Origin of the sequence: Embleya sp. NPDC005971, from assembly GCF_040629175.1 — a bacterium.
Lineage (GTDB): Bacteria > Actinomycetota > Actinomycetes > Streptomycetales > Streptomycetaceae > Embleya.
Genome location: NZ_JBEXUX010000127.1, coordinates 1 through 12,171 on the forward strand (window position 1 = coordinate 1; position 12,171 = coordinate 12,171).

13 protein-coding genes are annotated in these 12,171 nt (G+C 68.7%); 7 read left to right on the top strand and 6 right to left on the bottom strand.

What is annotated here, in order from left to right; translation table 11 throughout:
- Both ABZ374_RS47100 and ABZ374_RS47105 read left to right on the top strand, forming a co-directional pair.
- Window positions 1–254 (top strand): transposase (locus ABZ374_RS47100; RefSeq protein WP_360324603.1); only part of this gene is annotated, 254 nt, incomplete at its 5' end.
- On the top strand, window positions 251–1,120 hold the full coding sequence (locus ABZ374_RS47105) for an IS3 family transposase (RefSeq protein WP_360324605.1): 870 nt from the start codon (window positions 251–253) through the stop codon (window positions 1,118–1,120). The genes ABZ374_RS47100 and ABZ374_RS47105, both read left to right, overlap by 4 nt.
- Window positions 1,121–1,850: 730 nt before the next feature.
- Here ABZ374_RS47105 and ABZ374_RS47110 read toward each other — a convergent pair.
- Window positions 1,851–2,531 (bottom strand): IMP cyclohydrolase, encoded by a 681-nt coding sequence (locus ABZ374_RS47110; protein WP_360324608.1) that lies wholly within the window; start codon window positions 2,529–2,531, stop codon window positions 1,851–1,853.
- A gap of 418 nt (window positions 2,532–2,949) precedes the next feature.
- The gene (locus ABZ374_RS47115) at window positions 2,950–3,198 is read right to left on the bottom strand and encodes a hypothetical protein (RefSeq protein ID WP_360324610.1); all 249 of its coding nucleotides are present in this window, start codon (window positions 3,196–3,198) and stop codon (window positions 2,950–2,952) included.
- Window positions 3,199–3,750: 552 nt separating this feature from the next.
- Between ABZ374_RS47115 and ABZ374_RS47120 the strand changes: the two genes are divergently transcribed.
- On the top strand, window positions 3,751–4,620 hold the full coding sequence (locus ABZ374_RS47120) for a hypothetical protein (protein WP_360324613.1): 870 nt from the start codon (window positions 3,751–3,753) through the stop codon (window positions 4,618–4,620).
- A gap of 1,312 nt (window positions 4,621–5,932) precedes the next feature.
- Here the strand turns inward: ABZ374_RS47120 and ABZ374_RS47125 are convergent.
- Window positions 5,933–6,457, bottom strand: coding sequence for a hypothetical protein (locus ABZ374_RS47125; protein WP_360324615.1), 525 nt, complete (start codon window positions 6,455–6,457; stop codon window positions 5,933–5,935).
- Between the two features lie 330 nt (window positions 6,458–6,787).
- Window positions 6,788–7,066 (bottom strand): hypothetical protein, encoded by a 279-nt coding sequence (locus tag ABZ374_RS47130; RefSeq protein ID WP_360324617.1) that lies wholly within the window; start codon window positions 7,064–7,066, stop codon window positions 6,788–6,790.
- Between the two features lie 186 nt (window positions 7,067–7,252).
- Between ABZ374_RS47130 and ABZ374_RS47135 the strand changes: the two genes are divergently transcribed.
- Window positions 7,253–7,495: a hypothetical protein gene (locus ABZ374_RS47135; RefSeq protein ID WP_360324619.1), complete on the top strand. Its 243-nt coding sequence runs from the start codon at window positions 7,253–7,255 to the stop codon at window positions 7,493–7,495.
- Between the two features lie 79 nt (window positions 7,496–7,574).
- Window positions 7,575–7,871, top strand: a complete 297-nt coding sequence (locus ABZ374_RS47140) for a hypothetical protein (protein ID WP_360324621.1) — start codon at window positions 7,575–7,577, stop codon at window positions 7,869–7,871.
- Window positions 7,872–8,510: 639 nt separating this feature from the next.
- Here ABZ374_RS47140 and ABZ374_RS47145 read toward each other — a convergent pair.
- A complete protein-coding gene (locus ABZ374_RS47145; RefSeq protein WP_360324623.1) occupies window positions 8,511–9,257 on the bottom strand; it encodes a hypothetical protein in 747 nt (248 codons plus the stop codon).
- 768 nt (window positions 9,258–10,025) lie between these two features.
- On the opposite strand from ABZ374_RS47145, the gene ABZ374_RS47150 reads away from it, so the two are divergent.
- On the top strand, window positions 10,026–11,063 hold the full coding sequence (locus ABZ374_RS47150) for an RNA ligase family protein (RefSeq protein WP_360324626.1): 1,038 nt from the start codon (window positions 10,026–10,028) through the stop codon (window positions 11,061–11,063).
- A 64-nt stretch (window positions 11,064–11,127) separates the two neighbouring features.
- Here the strand turns inward: ABZ374_RS47150 and ABZ374_RS47155 are convergent, their stop codons facing one another.
- Window positions 11,128–11,676, bottom strand: a complete 549-nt coding sequence (locus ABZ374_RS47155; RefSeq protein WP_360324629.1) for a GNAT family N-acetyltransferase — start codon at window positions 11,674–11,676, stop codon at window positions 11,128–11,130.
- 267 nt (window positions 11,677–11,943) lie between these two features.
- Here ABZ374_RS47155 and ABZ374_RS47160 point away from each other — a divergent pair.
- Window positions 11,944–12,171, top strand: a 228-nt coding sequence (locus ABZ374_RS47160; protein ID WP_360324631.1) for a transposase, incomplete at its 3' end; no start/stop codon positions are given.

A 12,171-nucleotide genomic window follows, 5' to 3' on the forward strand; every position in this document is an offset into this window, starting at 1 on the left:
TCAAAACCGAGATCGTCGCGTTGTGCAGGCAGGGCGACAGGTCGGTCGGGCAGGTCGCGAAGGACTTCGACCTGACCGAGACCGCGGTGCGCGACTGGGTGAAACAGGCAGAGGTCGACGCGGGCGAACGCAACGGGACGACCTCGTCCGAGCGGGAGGAACTCACGCGGTTGCGGCGGGAGAACACCCGGCTGCGTCAGGACCTGGAAGTTCTCAAGCGGGCCACGGCTTTCTTCGCGAGGGAGACCCGGTGACGGTGCACCCGTTCATCGAGGCGGAGAAAACCGCAGGTCACAGCGTCAAACGCGTGTGTGAACCGCTGCAGGTCTCGCGTGCCGCCTACTATCACCGCCGCACTGCGGCCCCCTCGCCCCGCGCCGTTGGGGACGCGGAATTGACCGAGCGGATCACCGATGCCCACCGTGCCTCGCGCGGCAGCTACGGAGCCCCGCGCGTGCACGCGGTGCTGATCCGCGGCGGCGCCCGGGTCGGGCGCCGCCGCGTCGCGCGGCTGATGCGCGCCGCAGGCCTCGTCGGCCGCCATCGCCGACACGGAAAGCGCACCACCGTCCCGGACCCGCACGCCCGGCTCCGCCCCGACCTGGTCGGGCGCGACTTCACGCCCGGCCCGGCACCGATGACGCGCTGGTGCGGCGACATCACCTACCTGCCCACCGATCAGGGCCGGCTGTTCCTCGCCACCGTCATCGACATCGCCACCCGCAAGGTCGTCGGCTGGGCCACCGCCGACCACCTGCGCACCGAGTTGGTCGCCGACGCTCTGCGCGACGCCGTCCGCAGGCAGCGCCCCGACACCGGAACGATCTTCCACTCGGATCGCGGCTGCCAATACACCAGCCACGAATTCGCCCTGATCGCAACCGAGTTCGGCATCCGTCTGTCGGTCGGACGCACCGGCCAGTGCTGGGACAACGCACCCGCCGAGTCGTTCTTCGCCACCCTCAAGAACGACCTGGGAGCAAGGCCGCCCCGGCCGACACGGGCCGCCGCACGCGCCGACGTATTCAAGTACATCGAGGCCCGGTACAACATCCGCAGGCTCCACAGCAGCCTCGGCTACCGCACACCCGTCGAATACGAGGCCGCACTCGCGGCCTGACCACCACAACGACGGTGTCCGCCAAAACGGAGCAAGCGCACACATCCACAACCAGCACCAACGACCGAACACACCACCCGACAAACCCACCAAGCCCGGAACACCGCCTCAACCAACCCGCAGACACCACAGGCCAACCCAACCCACCAACCCCACAACCCCACAACCCCACAACCCCAACAAGACGAGACAACCCGAGCACCGGCAGCCGACGCGAGAAGGACCGACCGCAGGTGACCACCGCATCACATCAAGATCAGCATCCTCGAGACGACCCCAGCCTCCGTCCACGGGTTTTCCCGACGGAACCGACCATCCGTCCCAGATCCTGCAAAGCCACAGGCCACAGGCCAGACAAAGCCGAGCAACACAGCAAAACCCAGACCACACAGCCAAGATCCAAAATCCCGGATTCTGCAAATCCAATGGTCAACACATGATCGATTGACGAGATCTTTCAAAATAGCCGGGACGGAGCAGACGAGAACCGCTGGCGCGTCGGCTCGCACAGTCGAGGAGATCCCGTTCGCGGGGCGTCACGCAATGATCTCGGGCTTGGTGGCGGCAAGGTCGGCAGCGATGCCGACGGTTCGCCTGTCCGGCAAGAGCAAGGTCGTACAGGCGCCCCGTCGACGAGGTGGGCCGCCTCGGATCCAGGGCCAAGTCCGGGAAATCCCAGACCTTGGGTCAACTCCGTGAGTCGACCCAAGACGGATGCCGCAAACCAGGCTCAGGTGGATACCTTGACCATCGAACCAGGACCCTTGGCTGGATCAATGACCACTGCGGCAACACGGTAGTCGGGATTCAGCGCGGACCACATATGGTCGAGCAGTTGCGGTCCGTCCTGGGCGGTGATCAAGACCTCGTCGAAGGGCGCCGCGACCGAAACCTCCACTCCGTCGGAGCAGTACGTGGTCAGCAGCACGCCCTCACCGGGCTCGAGGTCCCGCACAGTAAGCGTCATGACGTTCGTGGTGAGCCTGGAACCGGCACTCGGACGGGCTGCGCCCAGCACGGCGGTCCCGCCCTCGCGGCCAAGCAGCATGGTGATCCTCGAGGTCCGGATCGGCGGATCCGGCTCATACTCCAACCCGCCGAGAGCCTCGGTGGGCGCCACCCCTGCGCGCAGGCGGGTGGCCACGTGGCCGACCTGCTCACCGTTCCCAAGCACCAACCACTCGGACGTCATGGTCGCGGCCGCATAGTGGCGAAGTGGGTCGTGCCCGACCGCTCCGGTCGGTCCGACCAGCAGCTCGTCACCGTCGAGCCAGAGCGCGCGGTCACGCGATGCCGCACTCCGCCCGGTGAGGAAGTATCCGCCGACGGTCTCGCCGGAGAGCGTCCGGGCGCAGAGGACTCCACGCCCAGGGTATGGGTTACCGGAAAGGAAAGCCGACAATTCGATCATGTTTGCTGATTCCTAGGGTCATAGCACTGAGGAAGCTGTTCACAACGATCGCCGCCCCAGGGGCGAGGCCACCCTATTCTGTTCGATCCCCTCTGCGAGGTCGGACCCTCCAAGCCCGCGTTCCCCCATCCGAGGGCGCGTTGAGCGTGGGCGAATCAGCCATTGCCCCCTGTCGGGTTCTCGCCAGGGTCTCGCAGCCGCGGACGGGACGACGGTGCTTCACGCCGTCGTTGAAGGGCGATCGACCCTGCGTTTCTTCATAAAGAGCCCATCGGCGACTTTTCGAGTTGGCGTCAAAAGCGCCCAAACATGCGCGTAGGCACTGCGGACGTCCGAGATCATGGGCAACTTCAGGTCGGCGACCGGTACCTGGAGCGCGAAGATGGCCGCCGCGCGTGAACACGCGGACGCCTTGGAGTTACGGCAGAGCGTCGCCGGTCGGCGTGTCCTGCTCGTCACGTTCGGGCCCAGGGTCCGACAGGTGCGCCCACAACGCGTCCGTGACGGTGAAAGACAGACGCCGGGCGGGTTCCGCGCGTCCGGACTCGCACGCGATCGCCGGCCGACGCCACACGGTGCGCGGCACCACCCCGGCCGCGACCGCGGTGATCCGCACATGGACCGTCTCCGAAGGCCCGGCCTCGTCCAGAGCGAGAAGACAGGACATCACCCACCGGCACGTCAGGGCCCGGTCGCAAGACGGGGACGCGGCCGACGACGCTTGTGCCGCGGCGGCAGCGGACGACGACGGCGTGCGGGACGTGCCCGGCCCCGAAGACACCGGCAGCGGAGACGACGCGGCTTCGAGGCCGAAGCGCGGCCGAGGTCTGCGTTTGACGGAGTGGCCGGGAAGTGGCGCGACGCGGCTGTTCGCAGGTCGAGTCGCGTTGTTCCGGTGCCGAACGACGCGTAGTGGCAGAGGGGTTGTGTGCCGCGTCCCGCCCACGGGCGGTTGCCGAAGAGCGTCCCTGTGTGCCGGCTCGGGTTTCGGGTCGCGGTGGAGACTTCATGAGGATTTTTTCCCACGCGACGCAACCACCCCACTCGTGTGACGTCTTGAGGTTTGAGAGCGGCAAGTGCGGAATCATCCGGGCTTCGAACTCTCCGATCATCACGTTTCGCTTGGTTTCCCTTTGGACGCCGGCCCCGCGAATTCGCGGCGGCAGGTCCTGTTTCGATTTTTCACACTCACCCCCTTGGCTCGTTTTGGGAGACCGTCATGAACTTGTCATCTTTCACCCGTTCTACACAAAAGGTCACTGTCGGCGCGTCGGTTGCGCTGTTGCTCGCGCTTGCCGTGCCGATGCTTCCGGGCATGTCCCCGGCACGGGCTGCCGTGCCGGTCACCGCCACGACTGCGCCGCCGGTGGTGGTCCAGGAGCCGTGGATGAAGGACATCTCGCTGAGCCTCACGATGGTGGGCACCGTCAAGCGCGGGTCCACGGCGAAGGCCACCCTGACGATCGTCAACAATTCCAAGACGTTCACCGGCGGCATCCCGGTTCGGCTCGCCATCAGCATGTTCGACGCCAAGCTGAACCGGTCTGTCGGTAAGTACCTCACCCTGTCGGCCGCGCGTGCGGCCGGTGGGGTGCGCCTTGACATCCCGCTTCATCCCGGGACCGACCCGTCCACGCGCGGCGAGATACCGGTGCCCAACCCCGGCACCAACGGCGGTCGGATCGTCTACCACCTCTCGCTCAAGGTGTCGGAGTCACTGCCCGCCGACCTGATCAAGGGTTCGATGTCGGTCTGGTTGGGCCGTGGCGAGGGTCCGACGGCGGGCGCCGACTTCGTCATCGCGCCGGTATCGGGGGGAACGTCGAAGCCAACCACCAAGCCCACCGCAAAGCCCACGACGACCGGCAAGCCGACCACGACCACCAAGCCCACCGCCACGAGCAGTACTCCCCCGACGGCCCCCGCCTCGGCCACGCCTTCGGCCGTGTCGACCAATCCTCCCGTGGACGCCCGACTCGCGCGCACCGGAGCCGCCTCGTCCGTGCCGATGACCCTCGCCGGCGGTGCGCTCGTCGTGTTCGGCGGTGTCGCCGTGGTGGGCAGCAGGCTGCGTCGGCGGGCAACCTGACGGCCACCCCGGTGTCCGACACACAACCGGTCGCGCCGCCGCCGGCCGATCCGGCCCGGCCGAGCGGCGCGACACGCGAAGACCGAAGCCGCGGAGTCGAGGTCACATCCACCGTCGGCCTGCCGGAAACGAGCCTGCGCGAAGTCGTCGTCGCGGGCGCGCGATGGAACCAGCGGATCGACGAGCCGCAGCACACGTCGACAGCGCGTCCGAGACGTTCCATCGTCGACCACGCGCCCGAGCCCGGCGCCGGGCAGGTACGGTCGAGTCGTGCACGACTCGGCTCCCGCTCCCGGCGCCGGACCGCGGTGGAACCCGATCGATCCTTGGTCGCGACAGGGAGTACAGAAGTTCACCCGCATCGCACTGTCCCCGCCCAACGGGCCTACACGAGGCCGTAGTTCGTCTTCGAGGCGACCGCCGACACCGAGATCCGGCAGCTCCTGGAACGCTTCCTGCAAGCCAAAGGGCCTGCCCGAGGAGTCGACGACAACGCCGCGAGTCCCGAGCCCGAAGGCGGACGGAGAGGACGCGTACACGCTGTACCTGGACACCGCACAGGACAGAGCCTGTCCGGGGCGGCAACCGATCTCCCACTTTCCAGACGACGGCGCGCGTGCTGGAGCGGGAGGGACCGGCGCGCGGAACAGGACGCCCTGGCCGGCGATCGCCGGTGGGCACACGCGCTCGTCGTCCCCAGGACTGCTGCTGCACAAGCGGCCGGCAACCGCCTGATCTCGACCTTCGACCGTTGAGACGGCCGTGGGCTGCTTTCTCGCGGGCAAGGGGTTCATCCGGCGTGCCGACCAAGGCGGGCCCGCATCCGGTTGCCGGCGACCGGCGCGTCGCCGGCACGGCCGCGCAACCGAACCGGGATTCCGCTCGTCGCGCACGGAAACCGCACCCGGCCGACGCCTCGCGGTCTTGCGCAGGTGCTCGGATTCCGATCGCCCGCTTGAGCCTTCTTGGACCGCCGGCTGGGGACTGTTCATGGTCCGCACCGCAGGCACGAGGCGTAGGCTGACGTCCTCGGCAGCGTCGAGTATTACGGGAGCTGCCGACCCGCTGTCGGTCGCCGTCCGGGGGCCGCGTCACGCCGACGCTTGGCACGGAAACCGACCGCGCGCCGCCGCAGTCGCCAAGCCCGGCGCCCTTGACGCCTCTCGTGCTGCGGTTTTGCTCGGCGACGAGTTCCGGGATCACCTCGGCTGACAGACCTGTCATCCGCCGACCGTTGACGACCGCTGCACGCGTCGGTTCCCCACCGCGCGATCATGGTGCGACGCTGCACCACCGACCATGCACAAGCTCGTCAGCCGACCTGTTCCACCGTCCAGTAGTGGGAGGTGACGGGAACCCGCCGCACCACGAGACGGCCCGTGACGCCGGGGTCGTCGATCAGACTTCCCCAGGACGCGGAGTGGTCGCCGGGCGTGTGCTCGATGTCCGCATACACAGGGCTTCCCGGGCCGTCAGAGCCGATGGAGACGGTCCACGCCGCGTAAATGTCATCGCAGTTGTCGCTGACGACCACATGGTAGGAGTCTGTAACGCGCAGGCATGCGCGCCGAGCGGATCCTTGGGTGGAGATCTCCATCGTCCCGTTGGGGCGCCGGCGGACCTGCCAGTTCGCCGAGGTGGACGCGGTGTCCGTGCAGGCGCCGAGGGAGACATTACCGACGCTGCCGCCGGTCTTGGGCCAGACCAGACACTTTCCGTCGCTGAGTGCCGGGAACCGATGGACGCCGTCCATCAGCGGGGCGGCTTGGGCGGGTTGGACGAGAGCGGCAACCACGGTCAGGGCAGCGGCTGCCACCGCGACACTACGAAATCGCATGCCTGGGAACTCCTCGGACAACGTGGGCGAGCCGGTTGTGCGGCGGAGCCGCGGCGGACTTGCCTGCCGCCCGGTTGGCGGCGGGATCGATTCTCGAACACCGGCTCGTCGCAGAGCAGTCCGAGAGGCGTTCGCTCACTCGTCCGGCCGAGCGCCGTCCCCCCACAGTGTGAACGGCGCAGCCGCTGTCGCCGGAGCCGCAGCGAATAGGCCCTCCCACGAGCACGCCGGCGACCGGACCGCAGCCGCATCGAGATGCGAGGTGGTTCGACGACCGGAGGTGGAGAATACGCAAATGTGAGGCAGGCCGGTCGTGTGTTCCGAGGAGGGCTACGGCCGGGTTTGGAGGAACGGGCGGGGGCCGGCCTCGGTGAGGATGCCACGTTTCACCAGCCGCTTGGGCTTCGAGCGCATGCCCCCGATGTGCTTCGGTTGGACGCCGCGGTCCGGGGCCTCGCACACGTCGCGGGCGCGCAATGGCCCGCCGCGGGCGGCGAAGACGGTGAGGATGTGCTGGTAGGCCGGGTTGTCGGGCGCTGCGGGCCGGGTGACGGGCTCCTCGTCGAGCCCGTCCGCCGGCGCGATGACGGTCTTGCGGGTGATCTGCAACTGCTCCAGTTCCGCTCCGTCTCGCGCAGGTGCGCGGAAAGGTCGTCGATCCGCGCACGAAGTACCCCGCCCAGAGGGCCGCGGCCTGTTCGCACGCCGCGATGCTGCCGAGCAGCGGCCGCAGTGTCATGCCGCACGGCCTCCGGCTCTGGGGGCCGGGGGTGTGACGCGGTATCGGCGCCGGACGTGTCGTTCGGCGTGGTCCAGTGGACTCGCCGGCACAGCCTGCCGGACGTGGATGCGGATTCGGACATGGGACTGCCGGCGCCGGTATCGGTAGCGCTTGTCGACCACGTCGCCGTGCCGCGTGACGGCGACGGCCGGCGTGGTCTGTCGGTGGCAGACGGCACGGCGATGCGGCGGGTCGGCACGGGACGCGGTTGCGAGGCCGCCCACGTGGCGGCTGAGGCGGGAACTGTCGTGCTGTGACGGACTGCTCGCGCGAGGCTACGCGGGCGCTTGTCGTGACGCGGCCGACGGGCGCGTCCGTGCCTCCGCGGAACTTCCGGTGGTCGACGGACAGGCGGACTTCGCGGTCTTGTCGGTCGATCCGGTGGTGTTGTGGGTCGACGAGTGGGCCGAGCGCGGCACCCGCGCCGTACTCGTCCTGGACGGCGAGGGACGCGTCCGGACGACGATCCCCACGGCTGCGGCAGACCACGATCTGCTGGTCGGCGCGTTCAACGCGTACCATCGTCCATTGTTCGCCGCCCGGCCTGTCCCGGCCGCCGTGGTCGTCGACGGCCTGCTTGTCGCCCGCCCCTGTCGCACCCGGGGACCGCCGGGTCAAGTCGAACAAGGGTGAATTGAACGTCCACTACGACGGGCGCCTGGCCGCGTACTCGCCGGCCGACGGGTCGCGGGTGTGGACGTCCGGGCTCGACGACAACGTCCACGGCGGTCTCCGGACACCGACGCGGATGACGACGCTTGCGCGGCAGCGGCGGACGGCGGGGCTCGTCCGGGAGCGAAGACACAGGCAGTGGAGACGGCTTTGCGCTCATACCCGCAAGCACATCCCTCGGCCGGGCCGACCGACACAGGAATGTGCATCCCCACGACAGCCGGACCACGCATGTGTCGGCGCTCTCGGGCAGATCACGGCAGCAGTTTGGTCCCCCGTGACAGCCGTGAATCCCGCGATCAGCCGGACAAAGCCCAGCTCGACAAGAGGAAACCACAACCCGACTGCGGACACCACAGGACACGGGCGGGATCGGGATCCCTCCGGGAGCCGGGCGATGGCCTCCGGTGCCGGGGCGGGACCGGAGGCCGGCAACCGTCTCCACACGGATGTGGATGCCACGCCGACGCGACCAATCGGCGTGCGCGAAGCGCGTGTTGTGGGCATCCGTCTCGTCGCCGACGTCGTGTCGGGCGGGGCGATCGGGGTGCGCCGCCCCACGGGCGCTTTCGGCCCGCAGGGCGATGCTTCGGTGTTCGGTCAGCCGTGGACGACCGGCCGCAGCGGGTGGTCGGCGTCGATCGGCGTGGTGGGTACGAGGATCCCGCCGGGCGGGAGGGCGATCGGCCCGTTGGGCACGACCACGTTCGGATGCACCGAGTTCAGACAGATCTTCAGCTGGGTGAGGGCGAAGGGAACGCCACCCACCTGGGAGTTGACGTTGTACCACCACAGACACGTGCTCTGGCTCTGCTGAGCCTGGTCCGGCGCGTTGTCGGCGGCGTTCGCCTGCGTTGCGGTGGCGACCAGGAGCAGCGGAACCGTTGCCGCGGCGGCTGCCACAGAGATGGCCAATCGTCGTAATGCCATGAGGAAGTTGTTCCTTGTCCGTGGTTGGTTGAATGCCGGTTCGGCGGCGGCCGCGAGTTCGCCGGCGCGCCCTCCGGCATCCTCGCGGCAGGGGTCGGTACAGCGAAATCCCAGAATGTTGGGAGTTTTCGGCAGGCGCTCGCCGAGCCGAGCCCGGCAGTGCCATCCGTGGTGACCACCGCTCGGGCAACGCTCGTGCGATCCGGTCGGGGTGGGGTATCGCGGGCCGTGCGCCTGTTCGTGGAGGTGGTGTTGTGCCGAGTCCGCGAGCTGTTGGTGGTGGCGGTGGTTGACGTACAGGGCGTCGAGGAGGGCACCCGGGCCGTGGACGGCGGTCCACGTGCCCGTGGCGGTGTCGAGGGTGGCGTCGAAGAGCACGGGTGTGGGGAAGTCCACTCCGGGGTCGAGACGGACCACCGGGACACCTCGCCTGTTCAGGCAGGTCACGACGTCGTCGGCGGTGGTGTCGTCGCCTGCGGTCGGCACCGGGACCGGCGCGCCCCTCGCAGCAGTCGCGTCGGTTCGCGCGGGGCCGGAACAGTATCGCGGGTGCGCCGTCGAAGGTGTGCATCCCGGCGGCGTCCACCCCGTCGCGGCGCCGGATCCGGCCCGAGCGGGCACGCCCGCGGTGGACGTAGCGGCAAGAGGTATCCAGATCCTGCTCGGTGAACGTGATGGCGTCCGACTTCTCGTGGCCGAAGACTGCTCCTCTTCCTCCGTATTGGTGGTGAGTTCGTCCCCGCCGAGGTAGAGCGTGGTCTTGCCGGCCTGGCGGCGGACGATGCGGGTGCCGTCGGCGTCGCAGAGGTACTCGCTCGGGCTGCCGGCGGAGGCAACCGAGGTGAGCTCGTCCTCTTCGTTCCAGTTGGTCGTGTTCGCCGGGTCGTGGGCGGGTGGTGTCGTCTACCGATCACGTGGGGTGGATGTCACTCTGGAGCGGTCGTGCGGTTGCGAGAGAGAGAGTCGTGCGGCGCCATGGCCGATTCCCTGGCCGCGTTGTCCCGCAAGACGCGCCCGGGTCGCCGGCGGCGTTCTCGGCGGAGATGCGGTGCAGAGCGACGGTCGATCGGCCACGTGCGCGACGCCATCGGTGGGATCGTCGCACGCACCCGGTACTGCTCGCCGCACCGCCGCCGCCCGGAAAACCCGTTGTCCGCGATCGGGCGTACGTAAGAGGATTTCGACATGCCCGAGGCCGCGTCCCACGGTTCCGTTTGGAATCCTTACCCCAAGATCTCCGCGAAGGCACAGCTCGGGATGACCGGGGGTCGGGAGTGGCTCGCCCAGGAGAAAGTGCACGGGGCGCACTTCGCGGTGGTGTGCGACGGCCTTGGCATCCGGCCCGCGAAGCGGCGCGAACTGCTGTCCGACGACCTGCTCGACGACTTCTTCGGCGTCAGCAGGATCTGGCCGGGGTTGTCCGTGGCCGCCGCACGATTCGCCACCGCGCTGCGCAGTGGGTCGGGCGATACGGCCGTGGTGACCATCTACGGTGAACTGGCCGGCGGACACTACCCGCACCCTGATGTTCCCGCGGATTCCGCGGTCGAACCGGTGCAGACCGGCGTCTGGTACACACCGAACCTGACCTGGTTGCTGTTCGACACGACGGTCGAGACCGAGAACGGGCGTTGCTGGATCTCCGACCGTGCTCTGCGCGCTGCCGCGGCCGGTGCCGGGCTGCACTGCGTACCGACTCTCGCGCACGGATCGCTCAACTCGCTTCAGCAGTTGCCGCGCGCGTATCCGAGCCTGGTTCCGGGCCTGTTCGGGCTGCCCGCACTCGTGGGCAACCTCGCCGAGGGGTACGTACTCAAGCCCGCCGGGGACTGGTGGGAGCGCAGCGACGCCGGGACGAAGGCCCCCTGTGCCCGCCCGGTGGCCAAGGTCAAGCAGGACGGTTTCGCCGAGGACGAGCGCTTCGCCGGTTCCCGCCCGTACCTCGCGCCACCCGAGGGCGCGGCCGGCGTGCCCGGGTGGCTCCTGGTCCAGGCGGCGGCTCTGCTCACTCCCACCCGCGCGGCTTCGGCGGTGAGCAAGCTCGGGCCACGTGCCCCCGCCGACGCAGTGGTGGAGGAGATCACCTGCGACGCGGCACAGGAGATCGCCGACGCGTTGGGTGGCCTGCCCGACGCGGACCTTCGCGCCCTGGCCCGCGCGCTCGAGCCGGGAGCACGCGCCCTCACCCGCTTCGACGCCGACGAACGCCGGGCCGCCCGCTGAGACTGTGATCGTTTCGACTGCCATAGGCGTGACCATCGACGGACGTCGGGTGCCTACTAGTAGCTCAACCGGACGGCGTGACCGAGGACCACACGCCGAACCATTGCTCGGCGCCGTACTCCTCGAACCGCTTCACCTCGGTGAACCCCAGCTTCGCCGCGAGGCGCATCGCGCGGTCGTTGGCGGTCTGGACGGTGAGCACCACCGGCTCGCCGGGAAGCGCAACGGCGAACCAGTCGAGTGCCGCTGCGCACGCCTCGGCGGCGTACCCGCATCCCCACGCCTCCGGCAGGAACAGGTAACCGAGCTCGGCCTCCCCGCCATCCGGACGGACGCGAACCTGACGCTCTGCGTCGCGCTGATCGAGCGTGATCATGCCGATCATCGCCCCGTCGAGATCGATCACGAAGAGGCCAGGGCGCCGGCCGGGCACCTCAGGCACTGCGCGTTCGAGCTCATCACGTGGTCGAGGGCCACCGATGTAGGTGCCCACCTCCGGCGACGCGAACAGTTCGATGAACACCGCACGGTCTCGGGCCTCGGACTCGCGGAGCACGAGCCGTTCGGTCCTTATCGGGGCAGGTGGCCAGGCGCCGGGTCCGAGGTCAGTCATGGCGGGCAACCTATCGCACGCCCGTGTGAGTGATCCGAAAGAGACGGCCCAAAAGAGCGTTTTGCCCAAAAGGAAGCCGTGTTGCGGCTTTCGAAGTGCTGGAGTGGTCCACGTGATTGGGTCGGTGGACGTCTTGTGTGACGGGCGCGGCTTGAGGTGATCCACGCCTGCCCGTTTCGCCACGTTCACTCCTGTCCAATCCCGGGACGCGCCCGTCCGCCCCCATTCACGCCTTGGATGAACGGGAAGCCCGGCGCCATCAACGACATGACCGGACATCGGCGCTATCCCAGTGATCCGTGCGACGCCCGTTGGAAGTTGCTCGAACCCACCTTGACGGCCTGGCGAGCCGAACGCCGGGGCAACGGAATGGAATTCGGACGCCCACCCGAACACGAGTTGCGTCGGATCATGGAAGCGATCCTGTACGTGGATCGCACCGGGATCCCCTGGCGCTACCTCCCGCACGACTTCCCACCATGGGAAACCACCTAC